The sequence below is a fragment of the Rhizobium sp. SSA_523 genome, assembly GCF_030435705.1.
In the GTDB taxonomy this organism is placed as follows: domain Bacteria; phylum Pseudomonadota; class Alphaproteobacteria; order Rhizobiales; family Rhizobiaceae; genus Neorhizobium.
On sequence record NZ_CP129382.1, the window covers coordinates 688,106 to 711,038 of the forward strand.

The 22,933-nt window shown below is 63.0% G+C and carries 16 protein-coding genes and 1 pseudogene; 15 read left to right on the plus strand and 2 right to left on the minus strand.

What is annotated here, in order from left to right; all coding sequences use genetic code 11:
• Positions 1 to 273: 273 nt before the first annotated feature.
• The 5 genes from QTJ18_RS11620 (at position 274) to exoR (ending at position 8,540) form a co-directional block, all read left to right on the plus strand.
• Complete coding sequence (locus QTJ18_RS11620; protein WP_252754896.1) at positions 274 to 924, plus strand: protein-L-isoaspartate O-methyltransferase family protein; 651 nt, start codon at positions 274 to 276, stop codon at positions 922 to 924.
• Between the two features lie 256 nt (positions 925 to 1,180).
• The gene (locus QTJ18_RS11625) at positions 1,181 to 2,395 is read left to right on the plus strand and encodes a PopZ family protein (RefSeq protein ID WP_289852189.1); all 1,215 of its coding nucleotides are present in this window, start codon (positions 1,181 to 1,183) and stop codon (positions 2,393 to 2,395) included.
• 123 nt (positions 2,396 to 2,518) lie between these two features.
• The gene (locus QTJ18_RS11630) at positions 2,519 to 5,434 is read left to right on the plus strand and encodes a valine--tRNA ligase (RefSeq protein WP_252754786.1); all 2,916 of its coding nucleotides are present in this window, start codon (positions 2,519 to 2,521) and stop codon (positions 5,432 to 5,434) included.
• 490 nt (positions 5,435 to 5,924) lie between these two features.
• Positions 5,925 to 7,157, plus strand: coding sequence for an OmpP1/FadL family transporter (locus QTJ18_RS11635; RefSeq protein ID WP_252754787.1), 1,233 nt, complete (start codon positions 5,925 to 5,927; stop codon positions 7,155 to 7,157).
• A gap of 615 nt (positions 7,158 to 7,772) precedes the next feature.
• Complete coding sequence (gene exoR / locus QTJ18_RS11640; RefSeq protein ID WP_252754897.1) at positions 7,773 to 8,540, plus strand: exopolysaccharide production regulator ExoR; 768 nt, start codon at positions 7,773 to 7,775, stop codon at positions 8,538 to 8,540.
• 78 nt (positions 8,541 to 8,618) lie between these two features.
• Here exoR and xth read toward each other — a convergent pair whose 3' ends face one another.
• The gene (gene xth / locus QTJ18_RS11645) at positions 8,619 to 9,404 is read right to left on the minus strand and encodes an exodeoxyribonuclease III (RefSeq protein WP_252754788.1); all 786 of its coding nucleotides are present in this window, start codon (positions 9,402 to 9,404) and stop codon (positions 8,619 to 8,621) included.
• Between the two features lie 74 nt (positions 9,405 to 9,478).
• The gene (gene erpA / locus QTJ18_RS11650; protein WP_252754789.1) at positions 9,479 to 9,811 is read right to left on the minus strand and encodes an iron-sulfur cluster insertion protein ErpA; all 333 of its coding nucleotides are present in this window, start codon (positions 9,809 to 9,811) and stop codon (positions 9,479 to 9,481) included.
• Between the two features lie 148 nt (positions 9,812 to 9,959).
• On the opposite strand from erpA, the gene QTJ18_RS11655 reads away from it, so the two are divergent.
• From QTJ18_RS11655 to tatC, 10 genes and pseudogenes are all read left to right on the plus strand, one after another.
• Positions 9,960 to 11,177 (plus strand): deoxyguanosinetriphosphate triphosphohydrolase, encoded by a 1,218-nt coding sequence (locus QTJ18_RS11655; RefSeq protein ID WP_252754790.1) that lies wholly within the window; start codon positions 9,960 to 9,962, stop codon positions 11,175 to 11,177.
• Between the two features lie 68 nt (positions 11,178 to 11,245).
• Positions 11,246 to 13,003, plus strand: a complete 1,758-nt coding sequence (gene argS / locus QTJ18_RS11660; RefSeq protein ID WP_252754791.1) for an arginine--tRNA ligase — start codon at positions 11,246 to 11,248, stop codon at positions 13,001 to 13,003.
• Between the two features lie 68 nt (positions 13,004 to 13,071).
• Positions 13,072 to 16,449 (plus strand): SPOR domain-containing protein, encoded by a 3,378-nt coding sequence (locus QTJ18_RS11665; protein ID WP_252754792.1) that lies wholly within the window; start codon positions 13,072 to 13,074, stop codon positions 16,447 to 16,449.
• Between the two features lie 385 nt (positions 16,450 to 16,834).
• Positions 16,835 to 17,857 (plus strand): beta-N-acetylhexosaminidase, encoded by a 1,023-nt coding sequence (gene nagZ / locus QTJ18_RS11670; protein WP_252754793.1) that lies wholly within the window; start codon positions 16,835 to 16,837, stop codon positions 17,855 to 17,857.
• Positions 17,858 to 17,970: 113 nt separating this feature from the next.
• Positions 17,971 to 18,804, plus strand: a complete 834-nt coding sequence (locus QTJ18_RS11675; protein ID WP_252754794.1) for a segregation and condensation protein A — start codon at positions 17,971 to 17,973, stop codon at positions 18,802 to 18,804.
• Positions 18,801 to 19,523, plus strand: coding sequence for an SMC-Scp complex subunit ScpB (gene scpB, locus QTJ18_RS11680; RefSeq protein WP_252754795.1), 723 nt, complete (start codon positions 18,801 to 18,803; stop codon positions 19,521 to 19,523). Before QTJ18_RS11675 ends, scpB begins: the two co-directional genes overlap by 4 nt.
• 122 nt (positions 19,524 to 19,645) lie before the next feature.
• Positions 19,646 to 20,749, plus strand: coding sequence for an ABC transporter ATP-binding protein (locus QTJ18_RS11685; RefSeq protein ID WP_252754796.1), 1,104 nt, complete (start codon positions 19,646 to 19,648; stop codon positions 20,747 to 20,749).
• Between the two features lie 42 nt (positions 20,750 to 20,791).
• The gene (locus QTJ18_RS11690; RefSeq protein ID WP_252754797.1) at positions 20,792 to 20,992 is read left to right on the plus strand and encodes a twin-arginine translocase TatA/TatE family subunit; all 201 of its coding nucleotides are present in this window, start codon (positions 20,792 to 20,794) and stop codon (positions 20,990 to 20,992) included.
• A gap of 54 nt (positions 20,993 to 21,046) precedes the next feature.
• Positions 21,047 to 21,646: pseudogene (gene tatB / locus QTJ18_RS11695) on the plus strand (Sec-independent protein translocase protein TatB); the annotation flags it as partial.
• A 419-nt stretch (positions 21,647 to 22,065) separates the two neighbouring features.
• A complete protein-coding gene (gene tatC / locus QTJ18_RS11700) occupies positions 22,066 to 22,896 on the plus strand; it encodes a twin-arginine translocase subunit TatC (RefSeq protein ID WP_252754798.1) in 831 nt (276 codons plus the stop codon).
• Positions 22,897 to 22,933: the final 37 nt, after the last annotated feature.

Consider the following 22,933-nt stretch of genomic DNA (forward strand, 5'->3'; position numbering starts at 1 on the left):
GAAAGCCTCCCTTTCATCGGTTGCTTCTCCACTAACAACCCGCAAGGCTCGGCCTTTGTTCCGCATTCGCCCCATCTGCCGGGCTGGCCATGAAGTAGGTCAGGATTGCGATGGAGAAGAGGTTGCAGGGGTCACATAACCGGACCGCGGGGCGGCCCGGACGGCGCGTCGCACCGATTCATTGCCTCCGCGGCAGGCTGCGGTCTTGAAAGCTTTGAGCGGCACCAGTAATACGAGGGCCAGATAGACGCTTTGACGAGGCGAACCGAAATGATCGATTACGAAGCAGCGCGCATCAAGATGGTGGACAATCAGGTCCGCACCACCGATGTCACCTCCCATTCCGTGCTGCGTGCTTTCCTCACCGTGCCGCGTGAGGCCTTCGCTCCGGACCATAAGAAGAGCCTTGCCTATATCGACAACGATATCGAGGTGGCGCCGGGCCGATACATCATGGAAGCCTCCCCGCTGGCGAAGCTTTTGCAGCTGGCGGCGATCACCAAGAATGATCTGGTCCTCGAAATCGGCTGTTCCACCGGTTATGCCACAGCCCTGCTCTCGCAGCTCGCCAGTGCCGTGGTGGCCGTCGAAAGCGATGCCGATCTGGCCGCAAAAGCCACCAAGCTTCTTGCCGAACTTGGCTGTGACAATGCCGTCGTGGTGACCGGTGAGCTCGAAAAGGGCCATGACGCGGAAGCGCCTTATGATGTCATCTTCATCAATGGCGCGGTGGAAGACGTGCCGGAGACCCTGTTTGCGCAGCTTCGTGACGGCGGCCGTCTGATCGCCGTTATCGGCTACGGCAATGCCTCCACGGCCAGGCTCTTCCTCAAGGAACAGGGCATTGTTTCGGAAAGCGTCTATTTCAACACGAGCGTCCGCCCGCTGCCCGGCTTCCGCAAGGCGGCCGCCTTCGTGTTCTGATCGGCGCGAGGGGCGAAACACCGTCCGCGCGCCCTCTCGGCGACCATCGGGCGAGCATCCGGCACCCGCCCGGCACCCGTCCGCCATTAAAGTGTCGCGCCTCGGTCGCTTTCAGGTCGGCAAAACCTGTGCATGCGCATGAGATTGATCGGCGGTGCAATTGTGGGCCTGCCAGTACATCGCGTACACTTGATTCCGATTCGTCCGGGCGGCAGCGTGAGGCTGCGGTCCGGCCTCAGGCAGATCGGGGACTAAGATGGCTCAGCCAAACGCCGCGCGCGAACCCTCCATGGAAGAAATTCTGGCATCCATTCGCAGGATCATCGAGAGCAATGATCCGGTGAACGAGATGCAGAGCGGCGGCACGCAGGATCTGGATTTCGCGCAGGATGACGACATTGCGGATCTTTCGGACGAGATCGACAATCCCTTTCTGATGCAAGTCGCGGCCAATGATCCGGGTTTTCCAATGACCAATGATTCATCCAGTCTCAGAGGCACCCATCAACCCGTCGCCGCGGCCGCAGCCAGGCTTGCCGAGGCGCCCGAGAAAAGCCTGTCTCTGGCCGATGTCGCCGCACGTGTCCGGGCTGCTGCCGGACGACCTCCCGAATTGCGCCCGGCCGAGTCGCGTGCCATCGACTCGCGTGCGGTCGAGCCGCGCTCTGCCGAGTCGCATTCGGTCGAGCCTCGTGCGGTCGAGCAGCGGTCATCGGAAGACGAGGGCCCGGTGGCACGCGCCATCGATGGCCGCTCGTCCTTCTCGCCGGCTCATTCTCATTCTCATTCTCATCCGCAGTCTCATTCTTCGGCCAATACCGCGCCGGCGCATGGCGGAACATCCTATGCCCCGATCCACGAGTCTCCTGCGCTCCAGCCGCGTGCAGTCGAGCCTGTCGCGCTGCGCGGGGACGGTGACAGGGGCGGCTATGCCGGGGAGCCTGTCGAGGCTCCCGATGTCGCCCGGGATGCTCTGCAGGCGGCCGAGACCATCCGCTCGCATCGCGCGGGCGATGCCGGACTTGCTGACCGTCTCGCGCCCGAGCCTCTTCCTGCCATGCGGGCCGATAGGCCAGATGCCGAGGCCAGCGACGGCCGATGGCCGCAAGCACCGGTGGTCGATGATCGCCGGGAGGGAATGCGGCCCGGCCTCTCTGTCGATCCGGTGACGGCGCGGCCTGACGTGGACAATCAGTCCGAACCGCAGCCTTCGGCAGCGCCGATGAGCCTGCCCGCCAAGATCGAGGCGGCGGCCGTTTTGATCTCGGAAGAAGCGGGCGAGCAGGTGGCGCGATCCTTCGAACATCTGGCGGACGTCTTCAATGGCATCGAGCGCCAGTCGATGGAGGATATGGCGCGCGAGATGCTGAAGCCCATGCTGCGCGAGTGGCTGGACGATAATCTGCCGACGCTGGTGGAGCGCATGGTGCGCGAGGAGATCGAACGGGTGGCGCGCGGCCCGCGCCGCTGAGCCAGACCGGAACCCGCCACCGCCAGTTCAGGGCCGCTCATCCCGGGCGGCCTTTTTTATTGACTCGCATTTGCCAGTCCTATTTACACCCAAGCAACAAGAACTCGAAATTCTGGTCGGAAAATGCTCGAAAAAACCTATGATTCCGCCGCCGTCGAACCGAAAATCGCTGCCGCCTGGGATGATGCGGATGCGTTCCGCGCCGGCGCAAATGCCAAGCCGGGTGCCGAGACCTTCACCATCGTCATCCCGCCGCCGAATGTGACAGGCTCGCTGCATATGGGCCATGCGCTCAACAATACGCTGCAGGATATCATGATCCGCTTCGAGCGCATGCGCGGCAAGGATGTGCTGTGGCAGCCGGGAATGGACCATGCCGGAATCGCCACGCAAATGGTCGTCGAGCGCAAGCTGATGGAAAGCCAGCAGCCGAGCCGGCGCGAACTCGGGCGTGAGGCCTTCATCGACAAGGTCTGGGAGTGGAAGGCCGAATCCGGCGGATTGATCTTCAACCAGTTGAAGCGGCTTGGTGCCTCCTGCGACTGGTCGCGCGAGCGCTTCACCATGGACGAGGGCCTGTCGCGGGCCGTGCTCGAAGTGTTCGTCACGCTTTACAAGCAGGGTCTGATCTATCGCGGCAAGCGCCTGGTCAACTGGGACCCGCATTTCGAGACGGCGATTTCCGATATCGAAGTCGAGAACCGCGAAGTCGACGGCCACATGTGGCACTTCAAATATCCGCTGGCCGGCGGTGAGACCTACACCTATATCGAGAAGGATGCCGAGGGTAACATTCTCCTCCAGGAAGAACGCGACTATATCGCGATTGCCACCACGCGGCCGGAAACCATGCTGGGCGACGGCGCGGTGGCCGTTCATCCATCTGATGAGCGTTATGCGCCAATCGTTGGAAAACTATGTGAAATTCCGGTCGGACCGAAGGAGCATCGCCGGCTCATTCCCATCATCACGGACGAATATCCGGATCCGTCTTTCGGCTCCGGCGCCGTCAAGATCACCGGCGCGCATGACTTCAACGACTATCAGGTCGCCAAGCGCAACAATATCCCGCTGTACCGACTGTTGGACACGCAGGCCGCGATGCGCTCCGACGGCGAGCCCTATGCCCGTTGCGCCGAGCAGGCGCTCGAGATCACGAAGTCCGGCCGGCTTCCGTCGGAAGCCGATGTCGATGACATCAATCTCGTGCCGGAAGACTATCGCGGCCTCGACCGCTACGAGGCGCGCAAGCGGATCGTCGCCGCCATCAGTGCCGAGGGTCTGGCGGTCACGGTCAAGGATGCCGATGGCATCGACGTGCCGTTCGTCGAAAACAAGAAGATCATGCAGCCCTTCGGCGACCGGTCGAATGTCGTCATCGAGCCGATGCTGACGGATCAGTGGTTCGTGGATGCCAAGACCCTGGCAGAGCCTGCAATGGCCTCGGTTCGGGAGGGACGGACCAATTTCGTGCCGAAGAACTGGGACAAGACCTATTTCGAGTGGATGGAGAATATCCAGCCCTGGTGCATCTCGCGCCAGCTCTGGTGGGGTCATCAGATTCCCGCCTGGTATGGCCCCGACGGCCAGGTCTTCGTCGAGAAGTCGGAAGAAGAGGCGTTGGATGCCGCGATTCAGCATTATCTCGCGCATGAAGGTCCGTGGAAGGCCTGGGTGCAGGAGCGGCTGGAGAATTTCGAGCCCGGCTCCATCCTGACGCGCGACGAGGACGTTCTCGACACCTGGTTCTCATCCGCCCTGTGGCCCTTCTCGACACTCGGCTGGCCGGACGAGACCCCGGAACTGGCGCGCTATTATCCGACGACCACGCTCGTTACCGGCTTCGACATCATCTTCTTCTGGGTCGCCCGGATGATGATGATGGGCCTTCACTTCATGAAGGACGAGGAGGGCAATCCTGTCGAGCCGTTCAAGACCGTCTATGTCCATGCCCTGGTGCGGGACAAGAACGGGCAGAAGATGTCCAAGTCCAAGGGCAATGTCATCGATCCGCTGGAACTGATCGACGAATATGGTGCCGATGCCCTGCGCTTCACGCTGGCCATCATGGCCGCCCAGGGCCGGGATGTGAAACTCGATCCGGCGCGCATTGCCGGCTACCGCAACTTTGGCACCAAGCTCTGGAATGCGACCCGCTTTGCCGAGATGAACGGCGTCAAACGGGATCCGCAATTCCTGCCGGAAGCGGCGACGCTCACCATCAATCGCTGGATCCTGACCGAGCTTTCCGCCACCATTGCCGATGTGACCGAGGCCATAGAGACCCAGCGCTTCAACGATGCCGCCGGCAGCCTGTATCGCTTCGTGTGGAACCAGGTCTGCGACTGGTACCTGGAATTGCTGAAGCCGATCTTTTCCGGTGACGATGAGGTCGCCAAGGCGGAGGCGCAGGGTTGTGTCGCCTATGTGCTGGAAGAGAGCTACAAGCTTCTGCATCCCTTCATGCCGTTCATGACGGAAGAGCTCTGGGCGCATACGGCAAGCCGCGATACGCTTCTGTGCCATGCCGACTGGCCGGCGGCGGGATTTGCCGATGAGGCCGCGGCGGCCGAGATCAACTGGCTGGTGGATCTCGTCTCCGGTCTTCGCTCCGTGCGCTCGGAAATGAACATCCCGCCGGCGGCCAAGGCGCCGCTGATCGTGGTGGATGCGACGGCTTTGACGCAAGGACGCCTGCAGCGTCACGATGCGGCGATCAAGCGTCTGGCTCGGGTGGAGACGATCGAGCTGTCCGACACGGCGCCGCGGGGCGCTGCGCAGGTTGTGATCGGCGAGGCTGTCGCCTGCCTTCCGCTCGGAAACCTGATCGATCTGTCAGCCGAGCGCGCAAGGATCGAGAAGTCCCTTGGCAAGACCGATGCCGATATCGACAAGGTCCAGAAGAAGCTCGGCAATGAGCGCTTCGTCGCCAATGCCGATCCTGAAGTCGTGGCTGGCGAACGCGAACGCCTGGCCGAACTCACGGTCCAGCGCAACAGCCTTGTGACGGCACTGCAACGCATCAACGAAGCAGGCTGAGACGCACTTCGTCCTGTGTCAGTCCCGATCATGCCTCCGCAATGTCTTGCGGGGGCATTTTCATGCGATCAGCATCCGGTAACAGGCGGTCTCTGCAATAAGGACTGGCAGCTTGCGAGATTCGCGGCGCAATCCTTCATCCGCCAGGCACCGGCCTGCGGGCAATCTACGACAGGGCACCAACCGGCTCCGCCTTATGCAGCAATCCGCATCCTGCAAGCACGGTGCAGCGCAAAAATCCGCTGTTTCCCGCAACTGTTGCATCAAAGCAACAAGCGCCGGTCGTAACGAAGAAAATTCTCCTATCTCCCTGCTATTCGCAAGGTTCACGCAATTCCATTTCTCTACGCAAGCATATCGTGCCGTTTCAGCACAGGCTTACGTAAATTTTAGAGGCAAATGGTGCGGTGCGGCAGATTTGCACGTCATTGTGTTTTGGTGCGGCGCAATTACCCTGTCCGCATCACTTGCCTGGGGGAGTTGGAGAAATATGGTAAGACATTTCATTCTGCGGGGTCTGCTGGCGACGGCTGCAGCTGGCGCGGTTCACGCCTCTGCCTTTGCAGGCGGTCTCGAACGCGGCGGCTACAACATCGACCTGTTGTTCGACCCGTCCAGCGTCGCGGCGGAATCCAGTGCCACCTTCGTATCTCCGCAGCGTCGGGTCAAAAACGTCCAGGATATCGACCGCACCGATGGCCTCGGTTCGGACGGCCGCAATGGGGGAACGACGACGGCCGATGATGCCGAAGGCTATTGGGTGCCGCGCGTCGGCGTAAAGGCCGGCATTGGCGACAGCGCCGATTGCATGGCGGATTATTCGCAGCCCTGGGGCGCGCATACCAAGCCGGGCGCCAACTGGCGCGGCGCCAACGACAATATCGAAACCAAGGTGAAGAGCGATAATTACGCCGTCACCTGTTCCTATCGCTTCGATCTGGGTCGCGGTCAGCTCCGCGTGATCGGCGGCGGCTTCTATCAGGAAGTCAGCGGCTTCAAGGAGCGTCTGGTCGTTCCCGCCGGATCGACGCCGTTCGGCAATGGCATCGGTCGCCTCGAACTGTCTGGCGAAGGCTGGGGCTGGCGCGCCGGTCTTGCCTATGAAATCCCGGAATATGCCTTCCGCACGAGCCTTGTCTATAACAGTGCCGTCGATCTGGACGACATTACCGGCACGCTGGATCTGCGCAAGGTCAACGGCCGCCTGCTGAACGTCTTCGGCGCGCAGAAGATGCCCGACACGCTCGAATTGAAGGTGCAGTCCGGCATTGCGCCGAACTGGCTGGCCTTCGGCTCGGTCAAATGGGTCGACTGGAGCCAGATTTCGACCATTCCCTTCTGCGTCGTCGGCACGGTGTCGAGCTGCACGAGCCGCGCCCAGGTCACCTCGCTTGATCTCGGCTACCGGGACGGCTGGACCATCACCGGCGGTATCGGCCACAAGTTCAATGAAGAGTGGAGCGGCGCGCTCAGCGTGACTTGGGACCGCGGCACCAGCCAGGGCTATGGCACGCAGACCGACAGCTGGACCGTTGGCGCGGCTTTGTCCTACGCACCGACCAAGAATGTCGAACTGCGGCTGGCCGGCGCGCTCGGCGTCCTCACCAGCGGCTCCTCCGGTCCCGTCACCCTCAACGGCGTGAACTACGGCACCGACGCGCGCTACGATTTCGATGATGATCTCGTCGCCGCCATTTCCACCTCGCTGAAGGTCAAGTTCTGATCCAGTTTGGTTGAACGAAGAACAGGCCCGGTCTCTCGACTGGGCCTTTTTTTATGGAGACTCACCGGCTGGCCGCGTCACGTGGTGATTCTGCAACAGTTTCTTCGCACATTAGCAGCTAGAGTTTGAGCGGATGGTTTTGTCTACTTCCCGCCACAAAGCAGGCGCAGCGAAGTGGGCATGAAGTGAGCGGACCTGCGGGGGCGGGGGCGCAATTCGGATGGAAATGGGCGAATTCTCTTTGATTACAGCATGGATGGCCGGTGAGGTCGGGACTGCGTCCGGCGCAGGCCTTGTCTCATTTGCGCCCCGGTCAGGGTCGCAGTCTTGCCGAAAACGCAGCCTATTGTCGCTGCGGTTCATCAAGTGCCTCGCAAGCCTGTTTTCTGCCCTGGTCGGGGCAGGCCGGTCGGGCAGTCAAAGAGAGAGCGGCCCGTTGATCTTGCAGTCGCAAAGAGTGTTCGGAGTAAAGGGGATGACGTGTCACCAAATTTGCAATGGCGTTTTGGCGCAAGCCGGTCCGTGCCCGCATGGCACCTTTTCCGAAGCCACTCTAACCACCGGCATGGTTAAGGAAGTTTGAACATGCCGAACATATCGTCTCCCGTCGCCGGGATGCTTGCATTCTGCCTGATGATGGCCGCGCTGCCGGTCAAGCCATGCTTCGCTTTCGATATCAATGCCGGCGTCAGCAAGGAGTCCGGCCCCTTCGATCTCTTCAAGTTCGGCTTCAAGGCCTATAAGAATGGCCAGAAGAAAGATGCCGTCGAAGCCTATCGCTACGCCGCGGAAAAGGGCCATACCGGGTCCCGCTGGGCGCTTGCCAATATGTATGCCGATGGCGATGGCGTGGCGCAGAATGATTTCGAGGCCTTCAAGATCTACAGCGAGATCGCCAGCCAGGGCGTGGAGCCCGGCTCGGACGATACCGGCTTCTTCGTCAATGCTCTGCTGGCGCTTGCCGATTATTACCGGCATGGCATTCCGGGCACGCCCGTGAAGGCCGATCTCGGCCAGGCGCGGCAGATCTATTTCCAGGTTGCCTCCACCTTCGGCATTGCGGAAGCGCAGTTCCAGCTGGCGCGCATGATGCTGACGGGTGAGGGCGGCGCCGCCAATATTCTCCAGGCCAAGAAATGGCTGAACCAGGCGCGCAAGTCGGGCCATCCCGGCGCCATGGCCATATTCGGCAATGTTCTCTTCCAGGAAGGCCAGACCGTGCGTGGACTTGCCTTCCTGACGGCGGCGCTCGACCGCTGCAGCAAGAAGGACTGCCCGTGGATGGAAGAGCTGCAGGAGAACGCCTTCGCGCTCTCCAGCGAGAACGACCGCCGCAGCGCCGTGGCTCTGTCGCAGCAGTTTGCCCAGGGCGCCGTGGAATAAGGCGCCTCCGCGCGCGCCCCGCGCGGATCCGCATCGGTTGTTTGCGCATCCGCCGCCACTGGCTGCGCCTTCGCGTGATCAGAAGTCGAAATGCCCGACGACCGGAACATGGTCGGATGGTTTTTCCCAGGCCCGCACATGCTTCTCGATCCGCGTCGAGATCAGCCGGTCGGCTGCTTCCGGCGACAGGAGCAGATGATCGATGCGGATGCCGTTATTCTTCTGCCAGGCACCCGCCTGATAATCCCAGAACGAATAGAGCTTTGCCGCGTCCGTCGTTGCGCGCACCGCATCCGTCAGCCCCAGATTTTCCAGCCGGCGAAAGGCCGCACGCGTCTGCGGCAGGAAGAGGGCGTCGGTTTGCCAGGCCTTCGGGTCGAAACAGTCATAGGGTTCGGGAATGACATTGTAGTCACCCGCCAGGATCAGCGGCTCTTCCAGCAGGAGGCGCGCCTCGGCGTGGCGGCGCAGGCGCTCCATCCAGGCAAGCTTGTAGGGGTATTTGACCGGGTCGTCGGCGGGATTGCCGTTCGGCAGATAGAGGCATCCCACCCGCAGGACGCCGGAGGGGACGGAGAAAGCCGCCTCGATATAACGCGACTGTTCGTCGCCCGGCTCGCCGGGAAGGCCGCGCAGGACCTCGTCCGGGCGACTGCGCGACAGGATCACCACGCCATTGAAGCCCTTCTGGCCATGCGTCTCGACATGGTAGCCCAAGGCCTCGATCTCAAGGCGCGGAAAACCCTCGTCCACCGACTTGATTTCCTGCAGGCAGGCGATGTCCGGCGCGGAATCCGTCAGCCACTGGCGCAGATTGTCGATGCGCGCCTTGACGCCGTTGATGTTCCAGGTGGCGATTTTCATGCGTCGGGATCCTCTCTGCGGATCCTCTTTTACCGCATGTCCGTTCCTTTGAAAGGAGGGGTCCGCGGAAAAGCTCAGATGGAAAAGCTCGTTCCACAGCCGCAGCTGGCCACCGCATTCGGGTTTTTGATCTGGAAGGACTGTCCGAGCAGGTTGTCGACGAAGTCGATTTCGGAGCCTTCCATGTAGATAAGCGACATGCTGTCGATCAGGACCTTCGCCTCGCCCGTGGCAATTACCAGATCATCCTCCTGCGGCGCATCGGCAAGATCGAACTTGTAGGAAAAGCCGGAACAGCCGCCGCCTTCCACGGAGACGCGCAAGGCCTGCTTGGAGCCGTCGGCGCTGACGATTTCGGCGATCCGCCTTGCGGCCGCCTCGGATACGGTTACGGGATGTTCACTCATGGTTTTCGCCCTTCTGCCGGGGTCAAGGTCCGGAGATTGCTGTCATCAGCTTTGCGCTGCTACGCTCTATAGGTATGAAGGGTCAATTCAAGCGTCAATGGTGCTGTGCGCCGCAAGGGGCGCTCTTTTTGCCGATGGTGGGGTAGGAATGTCGATCGATACGCAGAGTCTGGGCTATGGTTCCGGCGAAAGAGCCGTCTATGCCGCCAATCCCTGGGCTTCACGCGGGCGGCTGGTGCCGGAGCAGACCTCCCTGACGCGCTCGGAATTTCAACGGGATCGCGACCGAATCGTGCATACCACGGCCTTCCGGCGCCTGAAGCACAAGACGCAGGTCTTTATCGGCGTGGATGGTGACCATTACCGGACCCGCCTGACCCATACGATCGAGGTTGCCCAGATCGCCCGAGCCCTGGCCCGCGCCCTGAAGATCGACGAGGATCTGGCGGAGGGCGTCGCCCTGGTCCATGATTTCGGCCATACGCCTTTCGGTCATACCGGCGAGGATGCGCTGCATGATTGCCTGGCGCCCTATGGTGGCTTCGATCACAATGCGCAGTCTTTGCGGATCGTCACCAAGCTGGAGCGACGCTATGCGGAATTCGACGGGATCAATCTGACCTGGGAGAGCCTGGAAGGGCTGGCGAAGCATAATGGGCCGCTGATGGACGGGCAGGGGAAGGGCCTGCATGGCCCGGTGCCGCAGCCCATTCTCGACTATTGCCAGATCAACGATCTGGAACTTGCCTCCTTCGCCAGCCTCGAGGCACAGGTTGCCGCCATTGCCGACGACATCGCCTATAATACGCATGACATCGATGATGGATTGCGATCCGGCTATCTGACCTTTGACATGCTGGAAGACGTGCCTTTCCTGGCGGCGATGATGGGGCAGGTGCGGGCCAAATATCCGCGGCTGGAACCGTCGCGTTTTGCCAATGAGATCATGCGCCGCCAGATCACCCATATGGTGGAGGACGTTATCGCCGTTGCGCAGGAGCGCCTGGCATGGCTGAAGCCGGGTTCGGCGCAGGATATACGGGCGGCCGACCGGGTTCTCGCGACCTTCTCCGAACCGATGATGGACACCGACCGGGCGATCAAGAAGCTCCTGTTTTCGCGCATCTATCGCCATCCCGACATCATGCGCATCCGGGCAGGCGCGGCGCAGATCGTGACCGACCTCTTCCAGGCCTATATGGCTGACCCGAGCCAGATGCAAAGCGATTACTGGGTCAGCCATATGGAAGGGCTCGGCGAAGCTGCCAGGGCCCGCCATGTGGGCGATTATCTCGCCGGCATGACCGATACCTATGCCGTCAAGGCGCATCGTCGGATGTTTGACCATACTCCCGATTTGGGCTAGGCACCCGCAAAACCTTGAAAGCTCCACGGAGGGCCGCAGCCGGCTGTCCGTTTGTTGGGATGCATCACATGAACCTTTTTGCCGATTTCGACATTCGCATCAAAGCCGCTCTGGACGCGATCGACATCGTGAAGGAGAAGCGCGAAAGCCTCGACTTCAGCCGCGTCACCATCGAGCCGCCGCGCGATCCCAGTCATGGCGATGTGGCGACCAATGCCGCCATGGTGCTGGCCAAGCCGCTTGGCACCAATCCGCGTGCCTTTGCCGAAATCCTGGCGGCGAAGCTTCAGGAAGATCCGGATGTCGTCGAAGTCACGGTGGCGGGTCCGGGATTCATCAACCTCAGACTGTCGCAGGCCTATTGGCAGAAGCTGCTGGCGGCAGTGATCCAGGCCGGCGCCGAGTATGGCCGCTCCAATCTGGGTGAGGGTCGCAAGGTCAATGTCGAATTCGTCTCCGCCAATCCGACGGGACCGATGCATGTCGGCCATTGCCGCGGCGCCGTGGTCGGCGATGCTCTGGCGAACCTGCTCGGCTTTGCCGGCTATGCGGTGACCAAGGAATATTACATCAATGACGCCGGCTCCCAGATCGACGTTCTCGCCAGGTCCTGCTTCCTGCGCTACCGTGAAGCGCTCGGCGAGACGATCGGCGCGATCCCGGCCGGCCTCTATCCTGGGGATTATCTGATCCCGGTTGGCGAAGCCCTGGCAAAGGAATTCGGCACGCGGCTGCACAATATGCCGGTGGAGAACTGGATGCCGCTCGTCAAGGAGCGGGCGATCGAGGCCATGATGGCGATGATCCGTGACGATCTCGCGGCGCTCAACGTACATCACGAAATCTTCTTTTCCGAACGCACGCTGCATGCCGATGGCGGCGCGGCTATCCGCCAGGCGATCAATGATCTCACCTTCAAGGGCCATGTCTATCGCGGCACGCTGCCGCCGCCGAAGGGACAATCGCCGGAGGATTGGGAGGATCGCGAGCAGACGCTGTTCCGCTCCACCGATGTCGGGGATGATATCGACCGGCCGCTGATCAAGTCCGATGGCAGCTACACCTATTTCGCCGCCGATGTCGCCTATTTCAAGGACAAGTATGATCGCGGCTATGACGAGATGATCTATGTGCTCGGCGCCGATCACGGCGGCTATGTCAAGCGGCTGGAGGCGGTGGCGCGCGCCGTGTCCGGCGGTTCGGCCAAACTCACCGTCCTCTTGTGCCAGCTCGTGAAGCTTTACCGCAATGGCGAGCCGGTGAAGATGTCCAAACGGTCCGGAGACTTCGTCACCTTGCGTGAAGTGGTGGAAGAGGTCGGCTCCGATTCGGTGCGCTTCATGATGCTCTACCGCAAGAATTCCGAGCCGCTGGATTTCGACTTCGCCAAGGTGACCGAGCAGTCCAAGGACAATCCGGTCTTTTATGTGCAATATGCCCATGCCCGCTGCATGTCCGTCTTCCGCCAGGCGCAGGAGGCTTTCCCGGATCTCGACATCGAATCACTTGATCTTTCCCAGTCGGTTTCGAGCGTCACGGACCCCGCCGAAATGCAGCTCGTGGCCAAGCTGGCCGAATATCCGCGCCAAATCGAGGCCGCGGCGCAGTCTCAGGAGCCACATAGGCTGGCTTTTTATCTCTACGACCTGGCTAGCACCTTCCATGCGCACTGGAATAAGGGCAAAGATAATTCCGACTTACGGTTTGTTAAGGATAACGACCGAGAATCCACCATTGCCAGACTTGGGCTGGTGCGCGCTGTGGCGTCCGTTCTGAAATCTGGTCTGGCCATTACCGGCACGACCGCTCCAGACGAGATGCGTTGATCTGCGCCACCATTTCCCCACAAAGCGCTGGCAATATATGCGTTGGCGTAAGGTGAGTGGACGAGGGAATGGCAGATAGCAGCCTTGCACGTGGTCTAAGCGGCGGAGCGGATCTCTTTGCGGATGATGATCCGCTGGCAGAGCTCGCGCGGATTGCCGGTTACGACGAAAAGGTTCAAGCGGCGCCTTCGGCGTCCGCGCCTGCGCGGCGCGAGCCGAGTTTCAATCTGGAAGACGAACTCCTCCGGGAATTCGAGCGCTATGATTCGCCCCGGCAGGATCTGCCCCGTGAGGGCTCGGTGGCAGCACCGGTAGCGCCGGATGCCAGGCAGGCCGTCGTGCCGCCTCTGGCAGTGGCGGCCGCGGCCCATCCGGCGGTGCGCCCTTCGGCTGCGGCCATGGAGCCGTCTGCGCCGGATGTGGATCCTTTTCTGGAGCCCGGTCCCGAGCTTCCGGCGCTCGATAGCCTGATCGAGGCGCGGCCTTCGGTCACGTCATCGGCAGCATCGGTGCGCCCTGCAGTCGAACCGGCACTCTCCCATGCACAGCCTGTCCATGAGGCGCCGCTGTCCCGCGCTCCGCAAGCCGATCTGTCTCCGCTTCGCATCGAGCCTTCCTATGCGCCCGCCAATCCCGCTCCATCGAGCGGTGAGCCGGTGATCGGTGATATCGAGGCGGATCTCGTGGCAGAGCTCGAAACCTCGCTGTCGGCTCCGGCTGCGTCCGCATTTCCGCGCCGGCCTGCCGGACGCGCTGCGGCCTATGAGCCCGGTTTCCGCATGCCGCTCGTCAATTTCAGCGTAGCCTCGCGTCAGGACTCGCGTCAGGAACCCTCTTTCGGTGCCGGCGATGTGCAGGCGGAGGCGGATCATGATGCCGCTCCGTCTTTTGTCGCTCCCATCGTCGGGGCTCCGTCGGCCGCCCCCGTTCCATCTTCGCCCGTGACGCCTTCCGTCGCGGATCTCTCGGACGTAGCGCCGTCGCCCGTTTCGCCGATCGCCGCCTTTCCGCTGCAGGCGGATAGAGCCGCCGCGCTTGCTCCCGCAGATGGCCGGTCCTCTCTCCAGAGGCCGGTCAATGAAGCTCTGTCCCTTCAGGATGAACTGGCTCGCTCCTTCTGGGGCAGGTCGACGCCGGAGGCTGCGCAGGACGATGCTGCAGGCGATCGCAGAAGCGCGCCCGTCATCACGGCGTCGCAGCCGGCCGCACCTGTGGCGCAGGACACGATTCGTCCCGTCGCGCCGCCGGTCTCGGCTGCTGCGCAGGCCGCGCCGGTATCGGCTCCATCGATGCGCGCCGAGCCCAGCCTTGCGGCTTCACCCGCCATCGATCCGATCGATGACGAGTTCGAACTGATGCTGGACGATCTTGATCTCGACGAGATCATGATGGATGAGCCGCCTGTTGCGAAAGCGCCTGTTCCTGAAGCGCCGGTTGCCCAAGTACTTGGTCCCCAGGCACCGGTTGCCCGGGCCCCTGTTCCCCAGGCGCCTGTCATGTCCGCGACGCCCGCCGTCACGCCGCCGGCCCTTCAGGCGCTGCCTGTCTCCGAGCCGGCACAGCGGCCACAGCCTGTCGCCGCTGATCGTGCGCCCGCAGAGGCCTCGACGCTAGCGCCGGAGGTCCCGTCCTTCCTCGCGCAATCCCGTTATGCGCCTCAGGTGATGCAGGCGCCGGTCGCGCAGCCGGTTTCGACGGCCATGGCGGCCTCTGTCCTGCCGCAGGACGTGCCGCGGATGGTGGAAAGCGATGCGCCCGTATTTGCCGCGCAAGCCGGTGCCGACGCGCATGATGACGACGCCTTCGATCCGGCCCAGCTCACGGAAGCCGAGGACATGCCGGAGGCCGTGGCCGAACTCGATGTGCCGGAACTGCCGGTGCATGAGCCTGAGCAGCCGGTGGCAGAACCCTCCGACTACGATCTCGACCTTGATGCGGAGCTCGCCTCCTATCTCGAAAGCACGGATCTGACCGGTCATGCCCCTGCGGCACCGGCCAATGCCAAGGCCTCGGAGAAGATCTTCAGCCGCGCGACAGCCGTTGCGGCAAGCGTGGCGGCTGCGGCATCCTTCGGCGAAAAGCCGGCCGCCGCGGCGCCGGTTCAAAAGCCGCATGACGAGCTCGACGATTTTGAGCGCGCTCTGGAAGAGGATTTCCGCCGCAGCCTCGCAACGCCCCTGCGTCCGACGCCGGTGGATGAGGCCCTGCAGGACAGCCAGTCCGTCTATCCGGCCGCCCGGCGTTCGCTGGCCTCCTTTGCCATGCCGCTTGCCGCTGCCGGTTTCGCCGGGATCGTCGGCATTTCCCTCTATGCCTGGTATGCGTCCGGCACGTCGCCGCTTTCGGGCGACGGCAGCCCCGTCGTGATCGCCGCCGATACCGATCCGGTGAAGATGGTTCCGGACAATCCTGGTGGCAAGACGGTTCCGAACCAGGACAAGGCGGTCTACGACCGCGTTGCGAGCGGCACGCTTGGCGATCCGAAACAGGCTTCGCTGATTTCTTCGGAAGAACAGCCGGTGGATGTCGTTCAAAAGACGCTGACACCGGAGGGCCTGCCTCTCGAAGGCGAGGACGAAGCGCAGGAACTGGCAAGTCTTGCCGGCGACACGCAGGATCCGCGCCTGCTGCCCGATCAGGCAGGCGAGGCCGATGCGCGTTCGGCTGACCGTGACCAGCTTGCCGTCATGCCGCGCCGGGTCAAGACGATGATCGTCCGGCCGGATGGCACGCTTGTCGAGCAGGTCAGCGAGGAGCCGGCAACCGGTCCGATCCAGGCGTCCGCAACGCCGGTTACGACCGAGAAACTGCCGGCAGCGCCGCAGCTGGCCGAGCCCACGCAACTGACCGGAGCGGTGAATGCGCAGGGCCCGAGCGATGCTCCGACCAATCTTGCCGATGTGGATATTGCCCGCACGACCGCGATGACGGGCGAGGCTGTTGCAGCACCCGCCGGCGAAGCAGCGGCTGCCCAGGCGGCGGACCAGTCCGGCGTTCCTGCACCAAACATGCCGGTCCCGACGGCGCGCCCGGCGGAACAGCCGGTGCAGGTCGTCGCCTCCGTCTCCGATCGCGGAACGATCCGGCAGACCGTTTCCGCGCCGGCCGCAGCTTCGGCTGCACCCGCCGCTGCGGCAAGCCCGGCCGTGGCGAGCGCCGCCGGTGCACCAGCCCAGAATGCCAGTGCACCGGCTCAGAGCGGCGGCTATTTCATGCAGATCGCCTCGCTTCCCTCCGAAGCCGATGCGCAGAAGTCCTACCGCAATCTCTCGGCGAAATTCGCCGGTGTGATCGGTGGACGCGGCGTCGATATCGCCGCGGCGCAGATCTCCAACAAGGGCACATTCTACCGTGTCCGTATCCCGGCCGGTGGAACCCGTGACGAAGCGGCAGCGCTTTGCGAGCGGTATCGCGCAGCCGGCGGCACTTGCCTCATCGCCCGCTAAGCGGTGACGAGGCTTGCCTTGGGCCATTGATCGGCCCTGACAAGCGATTGCCGGGGCGGGCGCCGTTGCGCGCCCGCCGGCTTCGCCGCCCAATCTCGTGCTCATGTCTCGTGCTCATGTCTCAAGCCCTCTGTCTTCAGCCTCGTGTGACGGGTTCTTTCGCTCCGTTCCCTTAGCCTGTCTTTGCGGCGCCGGAGGTTCGGGACACGCCGTCCTTGCGGGTTGAAATGCCAGCCGCGCAGGATCGCCGGGGCGCGCGGGATGAATTCCGGGTGGCGTTGACCCAAGGACTGAAAAGCGTTTGTGATACTCCATGCTCCCCGGCAGGCGCGGGTGAAACCCGCCTGCATCCTGAAGACAATCGACCGATTCGAAAGTGAGTTCCATGAGCCAATCCAAGGCAATGATCCTCGGCTGCGCCGGTCTCGTCCCGACGGCGGATGAGATCGCGTTGTATCGTCATGAGCGCCCCTGGGGCTTCATCCTGTTTGCCCGCAACTTGTCCGAGCCGAACCAGATCCGCGATCTCGTCGCCGGTCTTCGTGATTCGATCGGCCAGCCGGATGCGCCGGTGCTGATCGATCAGGAGGGTGGCCGCGTGCAGCGTATCAAGCCGCCGCTTGTGGAAGCCTATCCGCCGGCCGCCGCGCTGGGCAGGCTCTATGAGCGCGACCGGGATGCCGGGCTGCGGGCCGCCTGGTTGATGTCGCGGCTGCACGCCTTCGATCTGATGCCGCTCGGGATTACCGTGGATTGTCTGCCGGTGCTGGACGTGCTGGCGGAAGGGGCTACCCAGGCCATCGGCAACCGCTCCTATGGCGGGGATCCGCAGATGGTCGCGGCACTGGGCCGGGCGGCCGCCGAAGGACTGAAGGCCGGCGGCATGCTGCCGGTCATGAAACATATTCCGGGCCACGGCCGGGCTCTTGTCGATTCGCATCATGACCTGCCGGTGGTGACGGCGGATCTGGCGGAGCTGGAGCGCACCGATTTCCTGCCCTTCCGGGCGCTGAAGGATGAGGTCATGGGCATGAGCGCCCATCTCGTCTTCACGGCCATCGATGCCGATCGGCCGGCCACCACTTCGCCGAAGGTGATCGCGGAGATCATACGCGGGCGGATCGGCTTTGACGGCCTGCTTTTGTCAGACGACAGCTCGATGAATGCCCTGAAGGGCACGCTTGCCGAGCGCGCGGCCGATATTGTCGCGGGAGGCTGCGATATTGTCTTGCATTGCAACGGCGTGATGGACGAAATGAAGCAGGTCGTTGCAAAGGTGCCGGCACTGGCTGGCGACGGCCTCAGACGGGCATTGGCGGCTCAATCGGCATTCCGCCCTCAGGATGATACGGTCGAGGCACAGGCCCGCGCGGAATTCTGGTCGCTGCTCAACCTGGTGCAGGTTTGACCGTTGAGCCAGGGTGACACGTGACGGCTGCGACAGGCGAGACTTGATTTGACACGCGTGACGGGTCCCTTGGGCGGCAAGGCCGATCCGCGCTGAACGGAGAGGGCAAGGCAATGGCCGTTGACACATCGCCGCCTGCCGGTGCGGCAGACGGGTCGTGGCAGGAGCCGGATCCGCGCGGCGTTGCAGGGGAAACCGCGCTGGTGATCGATGTCGGCGGCTTCGAAGGGCCGCTCGACCTCCTGCTGCATCTGGCCCGCAACCAGAAGGTCGATCTGGCGCGCATTTCCGTTCTGGCTCTGGCAGAGCAATATCTGCAATTCGTGGAGACGGCACGCCGCATCCGCATCGAGCTCGCCGCCGATTATCTGGTCATGGCCGCCTGGCTTGCCTACCTCAAGTCGAAACTGCTCATTCCGCAGCAGGCGCGGCCGGAAGACGGCCCCTCCGGCGAAGAGATGGCGGCCACACTTGCATTTCGCCTGAAGCGGCTGGAGGCGATGCGCGATGCGGCGGAACGGCTCTTCAACCGCAACCGGCTGGGGCGCGACATTTTCGGGCGGGGCGCGCCGGAGCACATTCCGGAAAAGAGCGGCGTCTCCTTCGATGCCAGCCTGTACGATCTCTTGAAGGCCTACGCCAATCTGCGGCAGCGCCAGGCCGTTACGCAGGTTACGATCGAGCGGCGCAAGGTCTGGTCCCTGGTCGAGGCGCGGGCGCTTCTGACGGCCATGCTGGGCGATATCGGCGACTGGGCCGAGCTGCAATCCTATCTGCTTGCTTATCTCCCGCCGGCGGACCGGATCACCGCGACGGCGAGCGCCTTTGCGGCCTCGCTTGAACTGGTGCGCGAGGGAAAGCTGGAAATCCGCCAGGAGGGTGCCTTCCAGCCGATTTTCCTGCGCGGCGGGCCGCGATTTTACGCCGAAGACGAGGGCGAGGCATGAGCCCCATCGACAATGAGGACTTGATCCGGCAGCCCGCCGCCGATGATGCCGATCCCGCCTCTTCGGCGCTGGAGCTGGAGGCGGAGCGCACGGCCGAAGCGTTGATCTTTGCCTCCGCCGAGCCGGTTTCGGAGGGTTTTCTGGTGGATCGGCTGCCGAAGGGCGTGGATGTGCGCCAGGTGCTGAGCCGGCTGGTGCGGCTGTATGCGGGGCGAGGCGTCAATCTCATCCGTATCGAGGACAAATGGGCCTTTCGGACGGCTGCCGACCTCGCTTTCGTTTTCCGCCGCGATGAGGGCGAACCGAAGAAACTGTCGCGGGCGGCGCTCGAAGTGCTGGCAATCATCGCCTATCACCAGCCGGTGACGCGGGCGGAAATCGAAGACATTCGCGGCGTGCAGACGTCGCGCGGCACGCTGGACGTGCTGATGGAAGCGGGATGGGTACGCTTTCGCGGCCGTCGTCGCACGCCCGGCCGGCCCGTGACGCTCGGCACGACGCCGAGTTTCCTCGATCATTTCGGTCTAGGCGAAATCCGGGATCTTCCCGGTCTTGAGGAATTGCGCGGCGCCGGTCTTTTGTCCGGCCGTATCCCGCCGGACTTCCGCATTCCCATTCCCACCGGCGCCGACGATCTTGGCGAGGAGGAGGATCCGATCACGCATCTGGACCTGGAGGAACTCGGCCTCTTGACTCCGGGCGGCGGCGGAGAGGAATAGTAGCCGATGATCCGGCGCCTGTGGGGCGATCTCGGCATCGCGCTGGCGCGGCGGAGACGGGAAGAGATAGACGTTATCACGCGATGAGCGATGAGTGATCGGGGCAAAGAAGAGCCGTATGCATGACTGATACCGCGGCCGAAAGGCAATCCCCGATCCTGCGGCGCACCCCCGGCGTCACCTTTGCATCCAGTCTCGCCTTCGAAGCGATCCAGCACAGCTATCACGGCAAGCAGACGATCCGCGGCGTCGATCTCGCCGCGCAGCCGGGAACGGTGCTCTGCCTGCTCGGCCCCTCGGGCTCCGGCAAGACAACGCTGTTGCGGATTGCCGCGGGGATCGAGGTGCAATCCAGCGGCCGCGTCCTGATCGATGATCGGGAAATGGCTGGCCCGGATGTCTTCGTTCCGCCGGAAAAGCGCGGCGTGGGGCTTATGTTTCAGGATTACGCGCTGTTTCCGCATTTATCCGTCGTCGATAATGTGCGGTTCGGCCTGACGGCGCTGCCCGTTCAGCAGGCGAGGGCGGAAGCCATGCTTGCCCTGGAACGCGTCGGACTGGCGCATTATGCCGCGAAGTTCCCGCATGCATTGTCGGGCGGCGAGCAGCAGCGGGTGGCTCTGGCCCGGGCTCTGGCCCCGCGGCCGGGCGTTCTTCTGATGGACGAACCCTTCAGCGGCCTCGATTCCCGGCTGAAGGATTCGATCAGGGCAGATACGCTGGACGTTCTGCGCCAGACGCGGGCGACCGCAATCGTCGTGACCCATGATGCGGAGGAGGCGATGCGCATGGCCGACCGCATTGCCCTGCTCAATCACGGCAAGCTCGTCCAGGAGGGACGCTCCCAGGATCTCTACCGGCACCCGCAATCCTTGTTCGCCGCCGCTTTCTTCTCCGAAATCAACCAGATGGAGGGGAGGGTGCAAAATGGCCGTATCGAGACCCCGGTCGGTGTCTGCGGCGCCTATGCGCATGCCCCGGGGGCGGCGGTCGATATTGCAGTGCGTATTTCCGCCATCGCCGTCACGCCGACAGGCGGGCCGATTCCTGCGCGAATCATCACGCGTCGCTTCCTGGGCGTGGTCGAACTTCTCACCCTGGCGGTGGATGGACTGGCGGAGCCCTTGCGCGCACGCATAAGGGCCGACCAGCTGCCCGAGGATCTCACGGACGTGACCATAAAGGTGAAGCCCGAGGACATTTTGGTGTTTGAAAAAGAATCCTAAACGTCTTACATCGAAACCGACGCGCAATCAGGGAGTGGAGTCATGGGTTCTTTCAGTATTTGGCACTGGCTGATCGTTCTGGTCATCGTGCTTGTCTTCTTCGGGCGCGGCAAGATTCCGGAATTGATGGGCGACGTTGCAAAGGGCATCAAGAGCTTCAAGAAGGGCATGTCCGACGATGACGCGCCCCAGGATCCGGCGACCACCAAGACGGTCGATCATAAAGCGGAAGAAACCAAGTAATCACATTGGTGCCGCGCCCGATCGAGCGGGTGCGTCTTCCGAGGAGCGTAGCCTATGCTGGATATCGGCTGGACGGAGTTGTTGGTCATTGCGGTCATCCTGATCGTCGTGGTCGGCCCTAAGGATTTGCCGCCGATGCTGCGGGCATTCGGCAAGATGACAGCCAATCTGCGCAAGATGGCGGGCGATTTCCGAACGCAGTTCGATGAGGCGCTGCGCGAGGCGGATATGGACGATGTCCGCAAGACCATCTCGGATGCGCAACGTTTTCATCCGGCCAATGCGCTCCGCGAGGCAATCAACCCGCTGCGCCAGATGGGCAATGATATCCGCAGCGATCTGCAGAAGGCGACCTCGCTCGAAAGCGCGACGGGAGGCACTGCAGCGACGGACATGCCGACCGATCCGGCTGAACTCTCCGACGGATTGGCCGGCGTGCCAGGGCTTTCACTCCCCGAGGGAGGCGATGCGGGCTTGGCGCCCCAGGCGGCTGCCGCGGCTGCCAGCACTGCCTCGCCGGCGCCTCCGTCCGGCCCTGGGTCTTCCTCTTCCTCGGCCTCTGCCTCCACTGCTTCTTCCACAACGCCCTCGCCGACATCCTCCACGATGTCCTCGACTGGCGCTGTGACGACGCCGTCGGCATCGCCTGCACCGGCTCCCTCTGTCGCGGGTTCCGCTTCGACCGGTTCTTCCACGGGTGCTTCCGCTCCTGCGCCTGCTGGCGTCACGGCAGGCGCATCCTCGGCCGCCCCGCTTGGCGCAGCGCCCGAGGCCAGGAAGCCGCGGGCACCGCGCAAGCAGAAGGCCACGCTTGCGACGCAGGACACTGTTGCGACGCAGAACGCTGTTGCGCCGCTTGGCGCGGATGCCGTGGCTGCCCTGGGTGCGGCGAGCGAGCCTGCAAGCGCCGGACCTGCGTCTGCAAAGCCCGCTATCCGGCGCAGCCGCACGGCCAAGGCCGTCGATGCTGCCTCCGCCCCTGTCGCCTCAGCCCCTGTTGCCTCCGTCCCTGTCGCAGCGGAAAAGCCTGCCCCGCGCGCTCGCAAGAAGCCAGCCGCACCCGAGGATAATGCATGACCGGTGATATCGACGACAAGCCTCAGCCGCTCATCGAGCATCTGATGGAACTGCGCACCCGGTTGATCTGGTCGCTGGCGGCTTTCTTCCTCGCCTTCCTGGTGTGCTTCTTCTTTGCCAAGCAATTGTTCAACCTCCTGGTCATTCCCTATAAATGGGCGGTGCTCTGGGCCGGACTGGACCTGACGAAGTCGGAGCTGATCTATACCGCGCCGCAGGAATTCTTCTTCACCCAGGTGAAGGTGGCGATGTTCGGCGCGCTGGTCATCGCCTTTCCGATCATTGCCTCGCAGCTCTACAAATTCGTCGCGCCCGGCCTTTACAAGAACGAGAAGGCGGCCTTCCTGCCGTTTCTCGTGGCGTCGCCGCTGCTGTTCCTGCTTGGCGGCGCGCTGGTCTATTTCTTCTTCACGCCCATGGTCATGTGGTTCTTTCTGACCATGCAGCAGGCACCGGGCGAGGGCGAGGTGGCGATCTCGCTGATGCCGAAAGTATCGGAATACCTGTCCCTCATCATGACGCTCGTCATGTCCTTCGGGCTTGTCTTCCAGCTTCCGGTGGTCACCACGCTTCTGGCCCGCGTCGGCCTGCTCACCAGCAGCTGGCTGGCGGAAAAGCGGAAATTCGCGATCGTCATCGCCTTCGTGGTCGCAGCCGTTCTCACGCCGCCGGATCCACTGTCGCAGATCGGTCTTGCACTGCCGACAATCCTTCTCTACGAGGTCTCCATCTACGCGGCTCGACTCGTGGAGCGCAGACGCGCCAGCGAATCCGCGGTCGCCGAGGCGCAAGCCGCTTCGGCCGTGGTGACGTCAGACGAAGCGTAGCACCCGTTCCGGCCATACCGGATGCCTGGTCGGAACA

Bases quoted from the DNA above. Each gene is read 5' to 3' on its own strand.
- QTJ18_RS11625 (WP_289852189.1), top strand. From the start codon at position 1,181: ATGGCTCAGCCAAACGCCGCGCGCGAACCCTCCATGGAAGAAATTCTG.
- QTJ18_RS11630 (WP_252754786.1), top strand. From the start codon at position 2,519: ATGCTCGAAAAAACCTATGATTCCGCCGCCGTCGAACCGAAAATCGCT.
- QTJ18_RS11635 (WP_252754787.1), top strand. From the start codon at position 5,925: ATGGTAAGACATTTCATTCTGCGGGGTCTGCTGGCGACGGCTGCAGCT.
- exoR (WP_252754897.1), top strand. From the start codon at position 7,773: ATGCTTGCATTCTGCCTGATGATGGCCGCGCTGCCGGTCAAGCCATGC.
- xth (WP_252754788.1), bottom strand. From the start codon at position 9,404: ATGAAAATCGCCACCTGGAACATCAACGGCGTCAAGGCGCGCATCGAC.
- erpA (WP_252754789.1), bottom strand. From the start codon at position 9,811: ATGAGTGAACATCCCGTAACCGTATCCGAGGCGGCCGCAAGGCGGATC.
- QTJ18_RS11655 (WP_252754790.1), top strand. From the start codon at position 9,960: ATGTCGATCGATACGCAGAGTCTGGGCTATGGTTCCGGCGAAAGAGCC.
- argS (WP_252754791.1), top strand. From the start codon at position 11,246: ATGAACCTTTTTGCCGATTTCGACATTCGCATCAAAGCCGCTCTGGAC.
- QTJ18_RS11665 (WP_252754792.1), top strand. From the start codon at position 13,072: ATGGCAGATAGCAGCCTTGCACGTGGTCTAAGCGGCGGAGCGGATCTC.
- nagZ (WP_252754793.1), top strand. From the start codon at position 16,835: ATGAGCCAATCCAAGGCAATGATCCTCGGCTGCGCCGGTCTCGTCCCG.
- QTJ18_RS11675 (WP_252754794.1), top strand. From the start codon at position 17,971: ATGGCCGTTGACACATCGCCGCCTGCCGGTGCGGCAGACGGGTCGTGG.
- scpB (WP_252754795.1), top strand. From the start codon at position 18,801: ATGAGCCCCATCGACAATGAGGACTTGATCCGGCAGCCCGCCGCCGAT.
- QTJ18_RS11685 (WP_252754796.1), top strand. From the start codon at position 19,646: ATGACTGATACCGCGGCCGAAAGGCAATCCCCGATCCTGCGGCGCACC.
- QTJ18_RS11690 (WP_252754797.1), top strand. From the start codon at position 20,792: ATGGGTTCTTTCAGTATTTGGCACTGGCTGATCGTTCTGGTCATCGTG.
- tatC (WP_252754798.1), top strand. From the start codon at position 22,066: ATGACCGGTGATATCGACGACAAGCCTCAGCCGCTCATCGAGCATCTG.